Genomic DNA, 18,533 nt, shown 5'->3' on the forward strand with positions numbered 1-18,533 from the left:
GTTCTCCTTCACTCATGAATGAGTAAGTTATGTTGGAAACTTCAAGTTACTCACAAAACCCCATAAGATATAATCGAATTATTTATGTAAATAATCAGTTTTTCTCGAAGTATTGGTGAAATATGATCAATTTCAAGCATTTGCATTATTTTTGGATGGTGGCGAAGCAAGGCAGCATTACAAAAGCCAGTGAACATTTGCACATAACGCCACAAACCATCAGTGGACAAATCAGCTTACTAGAAGAACAGCTGGGGAAAGCCTTATTTAACAAAGTCGGACGCAACCTAGAATTAACAGATACTGGTCACATGGTATTAAGTTACGCCGATGAGATTTTTTCCTTAGGCAGCGAGCTGGAACAATCGGTGCGCATCGCATCCACCGATAGAACGCAATTACTGCGCGTCGGCATTGCGGATTCGATACCAAAATCCATCGCTTATCGATTATTAGCGCCAGCCATGACGTTAGAAAATCCGGTACGACTTGTCTGCAAAGAAAACAGCTTAGAGAATTTATTGGGCGAATTAGCCTTGCATAAATTGGATCTTATTATTGCTGATGGTCCGATTCCATCGCATTTGAGTGTGCGTGGTTTTAATCACTTTTTGGGCGAATGTGGTACGTCTTTTATGGCAGTACCAAACCTAATAGAACAAGGTAAAGCGGATTTTCCAAAGAGCCTAATAGGCACACCTTTTTTGATTCCGAGCGATCAATCGTTAATACAAATTCAACTCTTACAATGGCTAGAAAAGCACCATATTCATCCGAAAATCATGGGGGAATTTGACGATAGAGCCTTGATGAAAACCTTTGGTCAAGCAGGCGCTGGCGTGTTTATCGTCCCATCGGCCATTGCGATGGAGGTGGCGAAGCAGTTTCAGGTGGAGATCATCGGTAGCACGGAAGAAATACGCGAGCAGTTCTTCGCCATTGCTACGGAGCAACGCCTCTCTAATCCTTCCATTATTGCCATCACAGACGCTGCGAAAGGCTGGTTAAGACATAAATAAAAATAGCCGAGCTATTATAGGTTGTCTTTCACACCTTTTTTGGCTCGCGCTATTAAGTCCGACGGCTTCATTTGCCACACTAATTTGAAGCCTTTTGCGCCCAAATAGAGAAATAACACTGGGATCAATACAGTATTAAAGGCAAACAACGCCAACAAAGTCAGGAAGTCGTTTACCAAGCCATTGAGGGTTTCTACATACTCGCTGATCTTGTCTTTGAAATTGCTTAAGCCAAATGGGTTTGGTTTGAGCGATGAGAAAAAGCCTTGGTCTTCTAAAGTAATATTGCCCAAGTCGTTGATGGATTGTCGCAGTGTCTCAATCTTGTTTTGCGATATCTTGATGTCTTGCTCTGCTCGTTGACGCTCAGCCATTAAAAGGCTTTGTTGTGTTCGTAACCCAGCCAGAGTGTCGTCGTTATTAAACAGAATATCCAAGGTAGATAATGTCTCTTTACGCGCCGATATTAAGCGATTCAAAGACTCGTTCTGAGCGGTTAAATCCACCAAACGCTCGTCATGTTTCGATAAGGCTTGTTGCGCTTCGTCTAACTGAATTTGTAATAGCTGCTTATCTTTATCGAGAGACTGCTTAAGATCCGCAGCAACGCCTAGCCTCGTGGTCACTTCGTTCATCTCATTAGAATGCACTTGGATTTTATCGATCGCTTGCGTCTTTTCTTCATTCAAAAAAGACACATCCACCAAGGCCGATAACAACACCACCAGCACCAATAAAAACTTCGCACCAACCGCCGTCACAAAGACTTTATAAGCCACTTCGGTAAAACGGCTCTTTGTCCAATACAAATAACCAAACAACAAACCCGACAAGGTAACAAAGACTTTGAAATACACAGTAGCAATGATTTTTAACAAAATGCTCTGGAAAATAAGCGATGACACGGCCACTTTCATCACGCTAGAGAAGTCTTCCACCATGTCGTTAAATGGGTCTAATAACTCACCAATGGTCACCGAGCTGACAAACACACTGATTTGAATGCTTTGCAGCACCGATACCGTCGCATTAAACAGCTTGGCTAAACCAAACGCACCGAACGCCTGCACCAAAGATGAGGAAATATAATCAGCCGCCTTAGTATCTAAAAAGCCCCACCAAGAGAATACAATCGCCACGAACACAGCAAGGTAATAACCGTTCAATTTGCTTTGTTGTTTGACCATGTATCACCTCTTTTATCCACAGTGCATCGTAATGACAACTAGATGTTAATACGAACCTATCTCAATTGAAGCTAGAAGATCTTTTTTTAATCGTTATACTATCTACTTACATTTAAAGCAGCCATCGAAGGAACGAACGCGCGACACTCACCTCCCACTTTTGCGATTAGGTAATGAAAGAGACCATTCAACTAACGTCATTAGAACCAAGTGACGATTTATCCCCATTCGTTGAAAGCTTTTGGATGATCGAAAATCCAAGCGATGAAGATGAAGAGCTTTCCACTTTCCCGGATGGCGGCATTGATTTGTACTTTTTCCACAACGCCGAGTATCCGCTGCATATTTCCTTGGTTGGGCTAGAAACAGACGCCAAAGTGGGCGCCATGCCAAAGCACTCTGTCTTACTTGGTGTTCGCTTAAAAATATTGGCCGCAGAGTATTTGTTAAATACGTCTGTGGCGCACATTCTGAACGATCGCATTACGCTCGACATTGGCTTCGCGGGAATAGAACTCAACGACCTAGCAAGCCTTGAAACCTTTGCTAACAAGCTCAGTTTGTACTTTGCATCACAACGAACAACGCCAATAGACCCTCGTAAAAAAGTCATGTCAGACCTGATTTATCAAAATCACGGTTCTATAACCGTGACCGAGATATCCCAAGCGGCTAACTGGAGCAGTCGCCAAATCAACCGCTATTTTAATAAGTGGCTTGGGTTACCACTAAAAAGTTACTGTGACATTTTGAGGTTTCGCCACAGCTTCGACTCACTCAAGGTTGGTGAACTCTTTCCCAAAGAAGGTTTTAACGACCAATCTCACTATATAAAATTGATCAAAAAGTACTCTAGCCTAACGCCAAAGCAACTGGCTCAAGATGAAAACGACCGATTTATACAATTATATTCTGAAGATTAGCTCTATTATCCGACTCGTTTTACAATTGATTATGAGATTCATTCCCATAAAAACTCACTCATTACGTTGTAACACCTAACACCCTCGCTCCTTTATTTCGCACTAAATTTGATTGGCATGGCACAAATATAATATGAAGATGATTATCGTTATTACCATTATTTCTGCATTTTTGAGCAATGCATGGGCTACAGACAACTCACGCTTCCCAATTACGATTCAACACGCTTTCGGCACGACGACTATTACTCATAAACCCAAACGCGTTGCGACTGTGGCATGGGCAAACCATGAAGTGCCCCTTGCGTTAGGCATCGTTCCTGTTGGTTTTGCTGCCGCCACATTTGGAGACGACGATGGCGATGGTTTGTTACCTTGGGTTGCTGCGCGACTTAAAGAACTGAACGCCAAGACACCCGTATTATTTGATGAAGGAGATGGCATAGATTTCGAAGCGGTTGCCGCCACACAGCCCGACGTTATTCTGGCGGCGTACTCCGGCTTAAGCCAATCCGATTACGACACGCTAAGTATGATCGCTCCTGTCGTCGCTTTCCCAGACAAGCCCTGGTCTACCAACTGGCGCAGCATGATTCGCATTAACAGTGCTGGTCTGGGAATGGCAGAAGAAGGGGAAAAACTGATTGCCAGCATTGAAAAAGACATCGCCAAGCGCGTTGATCAATACCCTGAGCTAAAAGGCAAATCGGCCATGTTTATCACCCATCTTGATCCAACCGATTTAAGTGTTATTCGTTTTTACACTGCCAATGATACCCGCGTGAAATTTTTTGATGACCTAGGCATGCACTCTCCGCAAAGCATCAAAGACATCAGTAAAGACGGGCTCTTCTCTGGCGAAAGCAGCATTGAACAAATAGACATGTTTAACGACGTGGATATTTTCGTTACCTATGGCAATAAAGAGTTACAGGCACCTTTAGAATCGAACCCTCTTATGTCGAAGATGCGAGCCATTAAAAATGGTTCGATCGTCATGCTGGGAAATAGCAAAATAGCGACCGCCGCTAATCCGACGCCCTTGTCTATTACTTGGGTATTAGATGATTACCTTGAAGCGCTCGCTAAAGCGGCACGTAAAGCCAAATGAGCCAAAGCAACGCCAAACATAAAGGCTTTCTAAAACAAAAGCCCATAGCTCTGTTGTTTGTCACGGCGGTCTTACTGCTGTTGTGCTTTTCCTCTATCGCTGTAGGGACGAGGGATGTTTCTTGGCAAGAGATAATAGGAGCACTACAAGGCCAGATGAACACCATGGGGGAAGCCTCTGTGACGATGCGCATACCACGCACAGTACTTGCCATCATTGCTGGCTGCGCCTTGGGGTTATCTGGTGCCATTATGCAAAGTGTGACCCGTAACCCATTAGCAGATCCGGGAATTCTTGGCGTTAATGTAGGTGCCGCTTTCTTTGTGGTTATTGGCTTGGCGTGGTTTGGTATTAACCAACTGCAAACCTATGTTTGGCTCGCCATACTTGGTGCAGGTATAACGGCCATTTTTGTCTATTTTATTAGTTCGTTAGGTTACGGCAAATCCACCCCGCTTAAGTTTGCCTTGGCGGGTGCCGCAACCTCGGCTGCGCTGTCGTCTTTTATTGTGGCCGTCGTCTTGCCACGAAATGACATTGCTGGCAGTGCCAACTCTTGGCAAATAGGCGGCGTCGGTGGCGCCACGTTTGATAGCATCCAACTCGTTCTGCCCTTCTTAATTGTTGGTTTTTTACTCAGCGTATTTATTGCTAGGAAGTTAAATACGCTTGCGCTCGGAGACGATATCGCAGCAGGGCTGGGAGAAAATGTCACTTGGATTCGTCTTTTAGCTTGGTTGTCTGCGGTACTTCTATGCGGAGCAACAACGGCTATTTGTGGTCCCATTGGTTTTGTCGGGCTCGTGGTTCCTCATTTATGTCGACTGCTTGTCGGCGTAGATAACCGCTGGTTACTCATTTTTTCAGCGCTTATCGGTGCTTGCTTATTGTTAAGCGCAGATGTACTAGGGCGTGTTATAGCAAGACCCAGTGAACTTTCTGTTGGCGTTGTCACCGCCTTCGTTGGTGCCCCCTTCTTCATCTGGATTGTCCGCAGACAAAGGGTGAAAGAATTATGATTAACACAAACTCAACGCTCGCACGCGTTACCAGCGGACGAAAAAACCGGTCCAAGCGCTGGAAATGCGTGGCTAGCTTACTTTGCTTATTGGCTGTGGCTGTGTTTTCAATCACTTTAACCTTGGGACAATCCTTCACGCCACCACAAGACGTTATAAAGGTTTTACTGGGTGAAAACGTTCCTGGTGCCTCTTTTGTGGTGGGTCAGTTGCGCCTTCCCAGAGCCATTATTTCTCTTCTTGTCGGTATGAGCTTTGGTATGGCAGGCGTAGCATTCCAAGTCATGCTAAGAAACCCTTTAGCCAGCCCCGATATTATCGGAGTAAGTTCTGGTGCGACCGCCGCCGCAGTGTTTGCCATTATTGTGCTGCACATGGATGGTGCCAGTGTGGCCTTCTTCTCAATCGCAGTAGGCTTATTAGTAGCCTTAGCGGTCTATGGATTGTCCTATCGAAATGGCGCGTCAGGTGCTCGACTTATTCTGATTGGTATTGGCGTTTCTGCCATGATCGAAAGCTTTATTGTGTATTTGTTATCCCAAGCTCAAGCATGGGATCGGCAAGAAGCCATGCGCTGGCTCAGCGGCAGTGTGAACTCTGCACAAATACATCAAGCCTTGCCCTTGATTATCTCTTTATTGGTATTCGGTGGTTTTCTATTAAGCCGCACCCGCGACTTAGAAGCGTTACGTATGGGTGACGATACCGCGCAGGCATTGGGTGTTCGAGTCGGCATGACGCGCCTTACCGTTATTGTTTCGGCTGTTGGACTTATTGCGGTGGGAGTCGCAATCACAGGACCTATTGCCTTTGTTGCTTTCTTGTCAGGCCCAATTGCAGCACGTCTAGTCAAGAACAATGGTTCCTTACTGATCCCTTCTGGTTTGGTTGGGGCTTGTCTCGTCATGGGCGGTGATTACATCGGGCAATTCTTACTGCCGAGCCGCTATCCTGTCGGCGTAATTACTGGCGCTCTAGGCGCGCCCTATCTTATTTATCTTATTATCCGTGTTAACCGTAAAGGTGGCTCACTATGACACTAAAACATCAACTCGTTGTCGATCATCTTGCTGCTGGTTATGGTGAAAAAACCATCCTTAACGATATCAATATAGGCATTAAACCTGGTCAAATTACGTCTATCATTGGCGCTAATGCGTGCGGAAAATCCACCTTATTGCGTACTATGTCACGCTTATTATCGCCTTCAAGTGGCCATGTCTTACTTGATGGCAAATCGATACACAACACGCCAACACGACAACTAGCGCAAACGCTTGGTCTGCTTCCTCAATCACCGATTGCGCCAGAAGGGATAACGGTCAGCGACCTAGTCAGCCGAGGTCGACATCCCCACCATGGGTTCCTATCAAGATGGCGCAAAGAAGACGATGAAGCCATTGCCAAAGCGCTAGAAACCACCAAAACCACAGAGCTTTTGGATCGAGAAATAGACGAATTGTCTGGCGGTCAACGCCAGCGCGTCTGGATCGCCATGGCATTGGCACAAGAAACCGACATATTGCTATTAGACGAACCAACCACCTTCTTGGACGTCGCTCACCAAATTGAAGTATTGGATCTGCTGGTCGACCTAAACCAAACCCGTGGCACCACCATCGTATTGGTATTGCACGACCTTAATCTTGCGGCGCGTTATTCAGACCAGCTTATCGCCATACAACAAGGTCAAGTCTTTGCCAATGGCGCACCAAACGAGGTGGTAACAGAAAACATGATTCACGCTGTGTTTGGCCTACAGAGCCAAGTCATCACAGACCCTATTTCCGGCAGCCCAATGGTTTTACCTATTGGTCGTCACAAGCGCATAAAACACAGTTAATCAACACGAGTTGAACTAGGCATTCACGAGAATAAATTATCAATAATCATTAGCAATACTATTTTCATAAATAGCATGATAAAGGAACCAAAGATGAGTAAGACAAGCACCCTTCCCATAAAGTTAAAACAAAGCCACTGCGCTGCCGCGACACTTTTCTGCTGCTCCGTACTCACACCAATTGCAGGGTACGCTGAAACGGACAGTGATGCAGGCACCTTTCGTCTTTCCCCTATCATCGTCAATGATCAGGTTATTGAAGACAATGATGCCGAATCGGTTGTGGCAAAAGAGCTATGGGTCGGTGGCAAAGTCGCTACCAGCATCCAAGACACACCTGCGTCTGTCTCTGTCATCACTGAAAAAGAAATCAAGCAACGTGGTGCCAGCACCACAGAAGAAGTACTTGAATACACACCAGCGACAGTAACAGGTTATTACAGCACCGATGACCGAAACGATTATTTCCAAATTCGTGGTTTTAGCGCCACAACCTATCGCGATGGGTTAACGCTTGGCTCAATGAGGGGCATTCGAGAAGACGCCTATGCTTTCGAACGTGTTGAAGTAATCCGTGGCGCGAACTCCACTTTATTTGGTCCTGCTGACCCAGGCGGCTCCATTAACTTTGTGAGTAAACAACCAAAGTTCTATCGCTTTAATAATGCCTTCGTCACCTATGGCTCTAACGACCATAAAGAGGTAGGAATAGATGTTGGCGACACGCTTGATGAAGACAAAACACTGGCCTATCGACTAACCGGTAAAATAAAAGACAGTGATCGAGAATACGATTACTCAAAGGACGATTCGCAATTCATCATGGGTGGCCTTTCTTGGGAACCTAATGACAACACCAGAGCCAACCTAATCCTTGATTACCTAAAAACCGACTCATCACCAAACAGCGGCGGCTACCCTGCTGGCAAAGACTATGACAGCAGCCTATTTTATGGCGAGCCGGATTATAATACCCACGATGTAGAACGAACCAACATCAGCGCCAATATTACCCACAAGCTTGATAATGGTTTTAAAGTCATTTCAAATTTACGCTACAGCGATGCCGAGGATAGCTTCGGGTATTTATATCTAAGTAAATACTCTAGTGACACCTCGGGAACCACTATGGGTCGAGACTATTATGCCCAAAACTCCAAGCTAGAACAGTTCAATGGTAATCTGTTAGGCCAATACGACATCAGTTTTGACCGACTGGATAGCAGCACCGTATTTGGTGTTGAATATCAGGATTCATCGAATGATTCCACTACCTATTATGGAAGCGCTTCAAGTATTGATATTAATAATCCTGTTTATTCTGGTGCACCTGCAAACACGCCAGTTTATGGCAACAAAAAAACCGATTACCAAACAAAAGCATTTTTAGTGCAACAAAACTTTGCTTTAGACGATAAATACATCCTTACTGTCGGCGCGCGACACGACAATATTGATGTGGACGAATTTAACTATTTGACCAATACAAAGTCATCAAATGACTTCTCAGAAGACACCTTCCGCTCTGCATTCACATACAAATTTAACGATGAAGTCTCTGCTTACCTAAGCCAAGTTGAATCCGTATCACCACCATCTACAAGCACAAAAATCGTCCGTGGCGACCAGACTGAAATCGGTGTTAAATACTCACCAAGCAATATGAATGCCCTGTTCTCTATTGCCGTCTACGAGCTTGAAAAGAGCAATGTAGAAACCTCCTCTTTCCAAAGTAGTGGCATCGTCCGTGAAACGATTGGCAAAAACCAAGTAAAAGGTGTGGATTTGGAAGCTCGTGCGGAGTTAACCGATAATTTAAGCATCTCCGGTGGTTACTCATATATGGAGCCAAAAATTACCAAAGATGATACCTACGAAGGCAAAACGATCTCATACACACCAAAGCATTCAGCTTCTATATGGGGACATTACACACTTCCACGCCAAGACATGTCTGTTGGACTAGGAGCTCGTTACATCGGCTCCTACTACTTCACCAATACCAACGATTCGAAAAGTGAATCCGCAGTAATAGTAGATGCTTCTTTTGGTTATGACATTACCCAAGACACTCAACTTTCTATGAACATCAGCAACTTACTTGGCAAAGAATACGTCGCAGGCTCTGGCTCCGCAGACTTCTACAACCCAGGCCGAGATATCACTCTCACCTTAAACCACAGCTGGTAAACAGCACTGATGCAATAAATCGAAAACCATCCCTTTTTTGAGCCAGTATGGATATCCATACTGGCTTTTTTTTGGCAAGACTTTTTCAAGAGCAATAAAGATCAGCAACATCACCAGTTAGGACCCCCCTGATTTTACTACTACCCAATCCAGTTAAAAATGAGGTGTTTTATGAAGTCCAGTACGTCAAATTAAAATCAGCGAAAAGGAATTAAGTTGGCTTACGTCAGAACAAATCAAAGAGCTGCTATCAACCATAGATAAAACCGGTAATGAACATGTTTCTCTTATAACAAGGGTGTGTCTATCAACTGGGGCAAGATGGGGGAAGCGGAAGGGCTTACAGCTAAGAACATTAGGAATGGTCAAGTAGATTTCACTGATACAAAAAGTGGTAAAAATCACTCTATTCCAATCAATGAAAGTTTATTCAAAGAACTTGAAGAGCATATGAGAACTCATGGTAGATTCTTTGATTGCATCAAATCTTTCAGAAAATATCTGAAAACAACGAGTATAAAATTACCTCAAGGACAATCATCACACGTATTGAGACACAGCTTTGCTAGTCACTTCATGATGAATGGTGGAAGCATTCTAACGCTTCAAAAAATTCTTGGTCATTCAACTATCATAATGACAATGAGGTATGCTCATCTGGCTCCCGAACACTTGCAAGAAGCATTAATATTCAACCCTCTATACAATGATAGTATTAGCGAAGGTCGAAAGTAATGATACCTAAGTTTCCAAATTCAATAGGGTCTAAAAAGTCTATACATGAATTATCTTTAACACAAAAAGATAAGCTAAGATTTAAATCTACTGCAGTCTCAGCCTCAAAAATGCGGTCTATTTCTGAGTATTCAACACTAAACTTAGCCGTCACATCAATAGAAACATCTATATATGGTTCATCAATCGAAATCAATGAGTGATCTCCATAAGACAGATCTATACATTCAGCTTGTAAAATATCATAGATACTATGTGAAGCTTGAAATGAACAATGGTTCGGGATGTTATCAATAATATATGCTTCAAGGTCATTCCAGCGCTTTAGAACCAAATCATTATAGAACTCCATTGTATAACCAATAGATTCTAAAGACTTTTCGTAGAATTCTCTTAAGCTACTATAATGAATTAAATTTTCTTCTTGGGCACAAAAACCAACCGGATCGCCATCATTACTTACTACAGATATCTCAACATTTCGTTCTCGACTAAAATCGCGCAATGCTAAAAGAGTGAAAGCATCGGGGAACTCATTCTTCTTTTTCCCCATAATACTGAAAGGTGACTGTTCTTGAAAATATAAGGAAAAAACCTCTCTAGAACTTACATCCTCAACACTAATAACCTCTGCATGACATGAATCTAAAAAGTCTTCAAAATTTTTTTCAAGGAGGTTATAAACATGTTCAGCAGAGTAGCTTTCTTTTTGAAGCTCAGCACCTACGCCCTCAGGATCAACATTGTTAAACTTCTTGCAGAGCTTTTGCGCATCATTAGCTAATTCACTTGCTCGCCTGCGTAAATGCTTGTGAACTTCATAAACAACAACATCAGTAAGTAACAACTCTACAGAAAGATTTTCAGCAAGAGCTTTTAGCTGCTTTAGATCCCTACTATTGAAGTTGTAATGATTTGAATCAAAAACTTCTGTGTCTAAAAAAACTCGCGGTCTTAACATTTCGCATCCATTACATCATAAATCTTATATTGCATTTTAGACCTAATAGGTAAATATACAAATCACGTAGACATATTGTAGTCAAACAAATGAGATTGACGAAGTGAAAAATTAAAATGTGATTGTAATTCAATAAGATAGGAGGATAAGAATGGTACGCCCGAGAGGATTCGAACCTCCGGCCTTCGCCTCCGGAGGGCGACGCTCTATCCAGCTGAGCTACGGGCGCATGACTTGTTACGTGGCGTAAAAGAGCTTTGCATGAAACAAAGCGGCCAGAACAAATTGGAGTGCGTATTCTAAAGGAAATTCATCAGGTTTCCAGTGCTTAAAGCGATAAAGAACCGATATTAGGCGTTTTTTATTACTTTGCAGCCACAGAGGTTTTCTAGCTAGCCGCTTATAGAGTAAACAACCAGCTAGAATCAAACCTTTAGCCTATTTTATGCAGCTCGGTAACATTAAAGTCCGCAATCACCTCTTTGGTTACTTCCAAAAAGGCGTTAATGTGATCGGTCTTCATGTGGTCTTGCCACACATCATAATCAGCCCAGCGCTCGAAGAAAACGAAGGCGTCGGAATTTTTATTGTTCTGGTGAAGGTCGTATTGCAGACAACCTACTTCCGCTCTGGTTGGCTCTATAAGTGTTTCAAGCGCGGCTTGCAGTTCAGCACCTTTGCCAGGGTGAGCGATAAGATTTGCAACGAGAACGAGTTCGGTCGTCATGGTTTTTTCCTTGCCTTATTAACTTTTTGAAACGCTTTCACAGTCACTGTACGCGCTAATAATGTGTTAAAAATACGCGAACGAAAGCATGCCCTTGTGTTTTAATTACTGTACCGTTTTTGACTCTTCATCGCTAAGGATTCATTGTGAATTTTTCTCCCACAACATTGACCAAGCCGCTAGTTGCTCTGGCTGTCATAAGCTTCGCGCTAGGACTGTCTTCCTTTGCTAATGCCGCGCGTTCTGGTGAGACACTTTATAACCGCTTTTGCATTGCGTGCCACATGAATGGTGTCGCAGGCGCGCCAAAAATGGGGCATGCTGAAGATTGGCAGCCACGCATTGAAAAAGGCATAGACACGTTATTAAAAGATGCGACAAGTGGCTATAAAGCCATGCCGCCAAAGGGATTATGTTTCGATTGCAGTGAAGACGAGCTGCGTGATGCGATTCAATACATGATCGACAAAAGCTCAAGCAAATAGCTATTTAGCCATTAAGCATGGCTTTTAGTGCCGATAACGAAGCTTGGCCGCGTTCTTTTTTGCTGCTTTCACCTTCGTCGCTGCGCCCTTCCCAAACAAGATCTTCTTCTGGCAATTCATCCAAGAATCGACTCGGTAAACAGTCGATTTCTTCGCCATATTGGCGGCGTTTCGCGGCCAAGGTAATACACAAGGTCTTTTTCGCTCGAGTAATTCCCACATAAGCCAGTCGACGCTCTTCTTCGATGTCGTCGTTCTCTATGCTGTTTCTATGAGGTAACAGTTCCTCTTCACAACCGATCAAGAACACATGTGGATATTCCAACCCTTTGGAAGCATGAAGCGTTAATAACTGAACTTTGTCTTCGTCCTCTTCTTCCTCTTGGCGTTCGAGCATGTCGATCAATAACAGCTTACTAATCGCCTGATCCAAACCGGCGGTTTCGTCTTCCTCCCATGCGGATTCCATCATGCGTTGAATGGAATCCAGCAAGAAGCGCACGTTTTCAATGCGTCGATCGCCCGCCTTTGAAGACGATGTTTGCTCCTGAATCCAGCCGTAATAATCCATGTCATGGATCATTTGCTCAATAACAGGCACGGGCGAAGCGCCTTCTAAACGCTGGCGCAAGTTGGACATCCAACGTTCAAAATCCTGTAAGCTTTTTAATGATCGCCCAGAAACCGTCTCTTCAAGCTCTTTATAGCCGGATGCTTCAAACAGACTTACGCCACGCTCAGTTGCCAAGTTACCGACTTTTTCCAGCGTCGCAGGGCCAATTTCTCGACGTGGCAAGTTAACGATACGCAAGAAGGCGTTGTCGTCCGATGGGTTCACCAAAAGACGCAAATAGCTCATCAAATCTTTGATTTCTGCCCGCGAGAAGAACGAGGTGCCACCGTTCATTTTGTAGGGAATACGATAGGCTTGCAGCTTAATTTCCAGCAGGCGCGCTTGGTGGTTACCACGATACAAGATAGCAAAATCTCGATATGGAATCTCATGGCGCAAATGACGCGATTGAATTTCTGCCGCCACGCGCTCGGATTCCGCGTCTTCGTTACGAGTCACCATAACGCGAATCGGGTCGCCCTCTTCGTGGTCACTCCACAAGGCTTTGTCATAGATGTGCGGGTTGTTGGCAATAAGCGTGTTAGCTGCTTTTAGAATTGTTTTTGTCGAGCGATAGTTTTGCTCCAACTTAACCAATTTCAAATTTGGGTAATCGACAGACAAACGCTCTAGATTTTCTGGGCGCGCACCACGCCAAGCGTAGATGGATTGGTCATCATCGCCCACCAACGTAAAACAGCGACGAAAACCCGCCAGCAGGCGAATCAATTCATACTGGCTAGCATTGGTGTCTTGGCACTCGTCCACCAGTAAATAACGAACCTTTTTCTGCCATCGATCACACAACTCCTGATCAGCCATTAATAAACTCACCGGTAACAGTATTAAATCATCAAAATCTACCGCGTTATAAGCGCGTAAATAGCGTTGATATTGGCCATACACTTGCGCAGCCAACAGAAACTCTTCTGTGTCTGCATTGGTCATGGCTTCTTGCGGTGTGGTTAAATCGTTTTTCCAATTGGAAATCGTATTCTGACAATAGGCCGCCGCATCCATTTGCCCATTGAACTCTTTATCCAAAATTTCTTTTACAAGGCTGAGTGAGTCTTGAGAATCAAATAAGGTAAAGCCTTCTTTTAAACCCGCACGGCGATATTCTTTTCGAAGGATTCGTAAGCCTAAATTATGGAATGTCGAGATGCTCAAGCCGCGACTTTCTTGTTTAGACAACATGCCGACAACGCGTTCTTTCATTTCACGCGCCGCTTTATTGGTAAAAGTCACCGCAATAATGCTGCTTGCCTTAAAACCACAGGTTTGAATCAGATAAGCAATTTTTGTGGTAATTACGCTGGTTTTTCCCGATCCAGCCCCCGCCAGCACCAACAAAGGACCGTCTATTTGTTTCACAGCATCTAACTGTCTTTCGTTCAAACTGCGAAGACGCTGGGCGATGGAAGGTAAGGACTCACTCATGGAAAACTCAGGCTCGTAAGGCTATTAAAAATCAGCCGTAAGTGTACCCGACAATCCACTTTCTCGCACTGTGATAACCATGCAACAAACATAAAAAAGGGACGCCAAACTGGCATCCCTTTTTTAACGCTAAGCAAATATCTTATTTATCAGTATCTTGAGCGTTGCTTTCAGCAACGGGGCGGCGGCTCCAGTAGCTCGCCAACAAAGACCCTGAAATGTTGTGCCAAACACTGAAAATAGTGCCTGGTAGTGCTGCCATAGGCGTAAAGAATTTCACTGCCAATGCCGCTGCTAGGCCAGAGTTTTGCAAACCCACTTCAAAAGCAATGGTGCGGCAAACGCGCGCATCAAAACCAAGTAAGTAAGTCACCCAGTAACCCAAGGTCAAACCAATCGCATTATGAATAATCACTGCCGCCGCAACCATAAGACCAACTTGAACAATCTTAGAGGCGCTCAATGCCACTACAATGGCGATAATAAGCACGATGGCAAACATCGAGATATAAGGGAAAATTGGTTCTGCCTTACGAACAAATTTTGAGAAGAAAGTATTAATCAACACACCCGCCGCAACAGGAAGCAGAACAATTTTAAACAAGCTCATCAACATACCAGCAACAGGTACATCAACACTTTGTCCAATCATCAAAGACACCAAGAATGGCGTTAATATTACGCCCAACAAGGTCGAGATCGCGGTCATGGAAATAGACAAGGCCGTGTCGCCTTTAGCCAAATAACACATAACATTCGAGGACGTACCGCCAGCCACACTGCCCACCAGCAACATGCCCACAGTCAGCTCAGAATCAAAGCCAAAGGCAAAAGCCACACCAAAAGCGGCAATCGGCATAACTAAGAATTGTAATAACACACCCACGCCTACGGCTTTACCGTTCTTCAATACTTGTTTGAAGTCAGTAGGACTTAGGGTCAATCCCATTGCGAGCATAATAATGGTCAACAATGGAACGATTTGAGCTTTCAACCCCACGAATAAATCAGGTTGAAAGAAGGCGATTGCAGATAGCAATAAAGCCCAAACAGGGAACAGCTGGATAACCATAGACAAAACTCCACATAGTCCACTCAGTTTTGCTGCCATAAAATCAGCAAAAGCGAACAGACCCACAATTAATTATTATTGGTCCCATTACAAATATCGTCCCTCGAAGGGACGATAAAAATGGGCTGAGAATTGTAACTAAATGGCATAGGTTAAAACAGCTTTTATGCTTTTTAACCCTTATCTAGTAATGTCTAACGCATTGTTCTATCCGTATTTTCCAGATGGAATAACAGCGTAGATTATGAAGACACCGCCATGGATAAGGTTTTCTCCATCTTGCGATAACTTAACGATTCCATTAAATGCGCTCTGGTAACAGGAGAGTCATTTAAATCCGCCAAGGTTAGCGCGACTTTTAATACTCGATGATAAGCCCGTGCAGAGAGTTTTAATTTTTCTAGTGCCTGCTGCATAAACTCTTTGTCCTCTTGGCTCAAAGCACAAATATTCTCTAGCTGACGGCCACTTAACTGCGAATTTTGTACGCCTTGGCGTCCTCTTTGCCTTGCGACGGCACGCTCTACTCGTTCGCGGACGCTAGCGCTGCACTCCCCTTCTTCATCAGCATTCACTAACACATTAGACGGTAAAGGTGGCACTTCTACATGCAAATCGATGCGATCTAAAAATGGCGCGGAGAGTTTTTTAAGATATTTCTGGCTAGCACTGGATTGATAATAACCTTGCCCTCCACTGTAAGCCTCGTTACTGGCATTCATCGCAGCCACTAATTGAAAGCGAGCCGGAAAGGTAACTTGCCCACGAGCACGCGAAATATGAACTTCACCGTTTTCTAATGGCTCCCGTAATACTTCCAATACTTTGCGGTCAAACTCTGGTAACTCATCAAGAAAAAGCACACCACAGTGCGCTAAAGACGCCTCACCCGGCTTAGGAATTGAACCACCGCCAACCAGTGCCGCCGCAGAACAAGAATGGTGAGGAGACCGAAACGGCCTTTCTGACCAATGCCAATCCAAGCCCATTTTACGCCCCGCCACCGATTGCACTGATGCCACAGCAAGCGCCTCAGCTTCTGTCATTGCTGGCATAATGCTCGGCAGTCGCGACGCCAGCATGGTTTTTCCCGTTCCAGCAGGACCAACAAACAGCAAATTGTGACCACCAGCCGCGGCGACTTCTAAGGCTCGGCGGGCTTGATACTGGCCTTTTACATCTCGCATGTCTTTATGGTCTAACGGCAATGGTTCAGCAGGCTTGGAAACACAAGCAGGCAACGCTGTTTGCTTCAATAAATGCGCCGTCACTTGCGTTAAATGTTTAGCAAATACAGCATTGCCTTCCACCAGCGCAGCTTCCTGCTGATTTTCTTCAGGGAGAATAAGCTGACGATTAGCGTGATGACAAGCAATGGCAGACGGCAATAATCCAGGAATGCCACGAATGTCTCCCGATAATGCCAATTCGCCAATGAATTCAGTGTCCCTTAAATTCAACTCACCCAACTGCCCCGAGGCAACCAAGACACTAATCGCAATCGCCAAATCATAACGACCACCTTCTTTAGGCAAATCCGCTGGCGCTAGGTTAATGGTGACGCGTCGGGTAGGAAACTCAAAATGGCTGTTGATAATCGCGCTGCGCACTCTGTCTTTCGCTTCTCGAACGGCCGCTTCGGGAAGGCCAACAATATTAAGGGAAGGCAGACCATTTGAAATATGGGTTTCAACAGTCACTAACGGGGAAGACACGCCAACACGGGCGCGACTATAAATCGTGGCTAAACTCATGATCACTCCTTGATCAACTTATTTATTTCTGACGCTTTGCGACGGGAAAAGCAATCCAGCTATTCACATGCTTCGTATATCTATCTACTTAATACACTAAAAGGAAAAAGTGGTTGTGAACCGAATTAATCCAAATAAATTACTTCTATCTAAGTGGACGTCAACGTCCCCGCAGCAAAAAGAAAAACACTTTATCGTTACTACACTCATTCGAGACGAAGAAAACGTCGTTATCGAATGCATTCTTGAGGCCGTGATCAACAAAAACCAATACCAATTACCTTGGCAATCACTGACCTCTTCTGAAGATTGGTTGCAAGGCTGGAAATAAATCAGTCCCAGCCCTGCGAAAAACTTAGTCGTTCTTTTCTAGCTCATTTAAACGTGCTTCTAACACAGCGAGCTTTTCACGATATTTTGCCAGCATCGCGGCTTGCACCTCGAACTCTTCGCGCGTAACCAAATCCATCTTGCTTAATGTATTGCGTGCCACTTCATGCAATTGCGCCTGAATTTCTTCTTTTGGCAACTTACCCAAGGTTTCAGCCGCTTGGCCTAATCCCGTACCCAATTGCTTTATAAATTGATCAATCATCTCACTCTCGTTTTTCATCGTTGCTGTGATTATTTATCGTCTCTTTGCCTAATAGTATAGAAGTCAGGCATAGATACCAACAAGCTCTCAGAGCGCATCTTTCATGTTGATGCCCATTTATAGGAACAAATGTTTTTAGAGATTGCTTCTTTTTTGTGCAGAAAATCGAACAAGGCAATATTGAAGCCCTACAAATCCTCTAAATGACGCACACACAACCATGCCAAGCAAAGGGTTATTTCTTGATCAGAAGCAAGCAGATAAAGCCCTTCGCTACGCTCACTCGCCCATTTCAAACATCATTTGCACCATATTAATGCAGGATATTTATAGGGCACACCAATATGCCGCACTATACCAAGCAATTTAGGACTCTTTTTAATTTCAAAAAAACGACAAAATCCTTACAAAGCCTTTGATACGTAGGAACGCCCATATATGGCACGCATATTGAATAAAGCTAATTACCTGCGATACGACAATAAAACTGACTTTTTAAGGAGACAGTGGGTATGAAGCTTATAACTGCCATCATCAAGCCATTTAAACTCGATGATGTTCGAGAAGCACTTTCTGAGATCGGTGTACAAGGTATTACCGTAACAGAAGTGAAAGGTTTCGGACGTCAAAAAGGCCACACAGAACTATACCGCGGCGCTGAGTATGTAGTCGATTTTCTACCGAAAGTAAAAATCGAACTTGCCATTGCAGACGACATGACTGACCAAGTAGTGGAAGCCATTACAAGCGCAGCAAACACTGGCAAAATCGGCGACGGTAAGATCTTTATCGTTAACCTTGAACAAGCGGTTCGTATTCGTACCGGCGAGACTGGTGTAGAAGCAGTCTAAATACTGCT

The 18,533-nt window shown here is 44.2% G+C and carries 18 protein-coding genes and 1 tRNA gene; 11 read left to right on the forward strand and 8 right to left on the reverse strand.

All coding sequences use genetic code 11. The features are described from left to right. Positions 1-122 precede the first annotated feature (122 nt). Positions 123-1,019: a transcriptional activator NhaR gene (nhaR, locus tag C1X04_RS15425; protein WP_137170403.1), complete on the forward strand. Its 897-nt coding sequence runs from the start codon at positions 123-125 to the stop codon at positions 1,017-1,019. A gap of 14 nt (positions 1,020-1,033) precedes the next feature. Here nhaR and C1X04_RS15430 read toward each other — a convergent pair whose 3' ends face one another. Beyond that, positions 1,034-2,206, reverse strand: coding sequence for a hypothetical protein (locus C1X04_RS15430; RefSeq protein ID WP_137170404.1), 1,173 nt, complete (start codon positions 2,204-2,206; stop codon positions 1,034-1,036). A gap of 173 nt (positions 2,207-2,379) precedes the next feature. Between C1X04_RS15430 and C1X04_RS15435 the strand changes: the two genes are divergently transcribed. From C1X04_RS15435 to C1X04_RS15465, 7 genes are all read left to right on the forward strand, one after another. After that, complete coding sequence (locus C1X04_RS15435) at positions 2,380-3,129, forward strand: AraC family transcriptional regulator (protein WP_110576919.1); 750 nt, start codon at positions 2,380-2,382, stop codon at positions 3,127-3,129. Between the two features lie 133 nt (positions 3,130-3,262). Beyond that, positions 3,263-4,240 carry an iron-siderophore ABC transporter substrate-binding protein gene (locus tag C1X04_RS15440; protein ID WP_110576918.1) on the forward strand — a complete coding sequence of 326 codons (978 nt, stop codon included), beginning with the start codon at positions 3,263-3,265 and terminating at the stop codon, positions 4,238-4,240. Next, a complete protein-coding gene (locus C1X04_RS15445) occupies positions 4,237-5,259 on the forward strand; it encodes an iron ABC transporter permease (RefSeq protein WP_110576917.1) in 1,023 nt (340 codons plus the stop codon). The genes C1X04_RS15440 and C1X04_RS15445 overlap by 4 nt, the downstream gene beginning before the upstream one ends. Further along, positions 5,256-6,296, forward strand: a complete 1,041-nt coding sequence (locus C1X04_RS15450; protein WP_137170405.1) for an iron chelate uptake ABC transporter family permease subunit — start codon at positions 5,256-5,258, stop codon at positions 6,294-6,296. Before C1X04_RS15445 ends, C1X04_RS15450 begins: the two co-directional genes overlap by 4 nt. After that, on the forward strand, positions 6,293-7,102 hold the full coding sequence (locus tag C1X04_RS15455) for an ABC transporter ATP-binding protein (RefSeq protein ID WP_137170406.1): 810 nt from the start codon (positions 6,293-6,295) through the stop codon (positions 7,100-7,102). The genes C1X04_RS15450 and C1X04_RS15455 overlap by 4 nt, the downstream gene beginning before the upstream one ends. Before the next feature lie 93 nt (positions 7,103-7,195). Next, positions 7,196-9,292: a TonB-dependent siderophore receptor gene (locus tag C1X04_RS15460; protein WP_137170407.1), complete on the forward strand. Its 2,097-nt coding sequence runs from the start codon at positions 7,196-7,198 to the stop codon at positions 9,290-9,292. Positions 9,293-9,613: 321 nt separating this feature from the next. Then, a complete protein-coding gene (locus C1X04_RS15465) occupies positions 9,614-10,027 on the forward strand; it encodes a tyrosine-type recombinase/integrase (protein ID WP_137170408.1) in 414 nt (137 codons plus the stop codon). Here C1X04_RS15465 and C1X04_RS15470 read toward each other — a convergent pair. From C1X04_RS15470 to C1X04_RS15480, 3 genes are all read right to left on the reverse strand, one after another. After that, entirely contained in the window at positions 10,008-10,988 is a 981-nt protein-coding gene (locus C1X04_RS15470) for a PIN domain-containing protein (protein ID WP_137170409.1), read from the reverse strand. The two genes, C1X04_RS15465 and C1X04_RS15470, sit on opposite strands and share 20 nt — an antisense overlap. A 152-nt stretch (positions 10,989-11,140) precedes the next feature. Continuing rightward, a tRNA-Arg gene (locus C1X04_RS15475) sits at positions 11,141-11,217 on the reverse strand. Positions 11,218-11,421: 204 nt separating this feature from the next. Then, positions 11,422-11,715, reverse strand: a complete 294-nt coding sequence (locus tag C1X04_RS15480; RefSeq protein WP_137170410.1) for a putative quinol monooxygenase — start codon at positions 11,713-11,715, stop codon at positions 11,422-11,424. 146 nt (positions 11,716-11,861) lie between these two features. Between C1X04_RS15480 and C1X04_RS15485 the strand changes: the two genes are divergently transcribed. Then, on the forward strand, positions 11,862-12,200 hold the full coding sequence (locus C1X04_RS15485; protein WP_137170411.1) for a cytochrome c5 family protein: 339 nt from the start codon (positions 11,862-11,864) through the stop codon (positions 12,198-12,200). Between the two features lie 4 nt (positions 12,201-12,204). Here C1X04_RS15485 and rep read toward each other — a convergent pair whose 3' ends face one another. From rep to C1X04_RS15500, 3 genes are all read right to left on the reverse strand, one after another. Then, positions 12,205-14,253, reverse strand: a complete 2,049-nt coding sequence (gene rep, locus C1X04_RS15490; protein ID WP_137170412.1) for a DNA helicase Rep — start codon at positions 14,251-14,253, stop codon at positions 12,205-12,207. A gap of 142 nt (positions 14,254-14,395) precedes the next feature. Then, positions 14,396-15,325 carry a bile acid:sodium symporter family protein gene (locus C1X04_RS15495; protein ID WP_110576900.1) on the reverse strand — a complete coding sequence of 310 codons (930 nt, stop codon included), beginning with the start codon at positions 15,323-15,325 and terminating at the stop codon, positions 14,396-14,398. Between the two features lie 242 nt (positions 15,326-15,567). Beyond that, positions 15,568-17,079, reverse strand: a complete 1,512-nt coding sequence (locus tag C1X04_RS15500; RefSeq protein WP_137170413.1) for a YifB family Mg chelatase-like AAA ATPase — start codon at positions 17,077-17,079, stop codon at positions 15,568-15,570. A 115-nt stretch (positions 17,080-17,194) separates the two neighbouring features. Between C1X04_RS15500 and C1X04_RS15505 the strand changes: the two genes are divergently transcribed. Further along, positions 17,195-17,410: a TIGR02450 family Trp-rich protein gene (locus tag C1X04_RS15505; RefSeq protein ID WP_110576898.1), complete on the forward strand. Its 216-nt coding sequence runs from the start codon at positions 17,195-17,197 to the stop codon at positions 17,408-17,410. Between the two features lie 24 nt (positions 17,411-17,434). Here C1X04_RS15505 and C1X04_RS15510 read toward each other — a convergent pair whose 3' ends face one another. Beyond that, on the reverse strand, positions 17,435-17,674 hold the full coding sequence (locus C1X04_RS15510; RefSeq protein WP_110577012.1) for an accessory factor UbiK family protein: 240 nt from the start codon (positions 17,672-17,674) through the stop codon (positions 17,435-17,437). Between the two features lie 512 nt (positions 17,675-18,186). Between C1X04_RS15510 and glnK the strand changes: the two genes are divergently transcribed. Continuing rightward, positions 18,187-18,525, forward strand: coding sequence for a P-II family nitrogen regulator (gene glnK / locus C1X04_RS15515; RefSeq protein WP_110576897.1), 339 nt, complete (start codon positions 18,187-18,189; stop codon positions 18,523-18,525). Positions 18,526-18,533: the final 8 nt, after the last annotated feature.

It is taken from the genome of Marinomonas sp. FW-1 (assembly GCF_005222245.1).
Classification (GTDB): Bacteria; Pseudomonadota; Gammaproteobacteria; order Pseudomonadales; family Marinomonadaceae; genus Marinomonas; species Marinomonas alcarazii.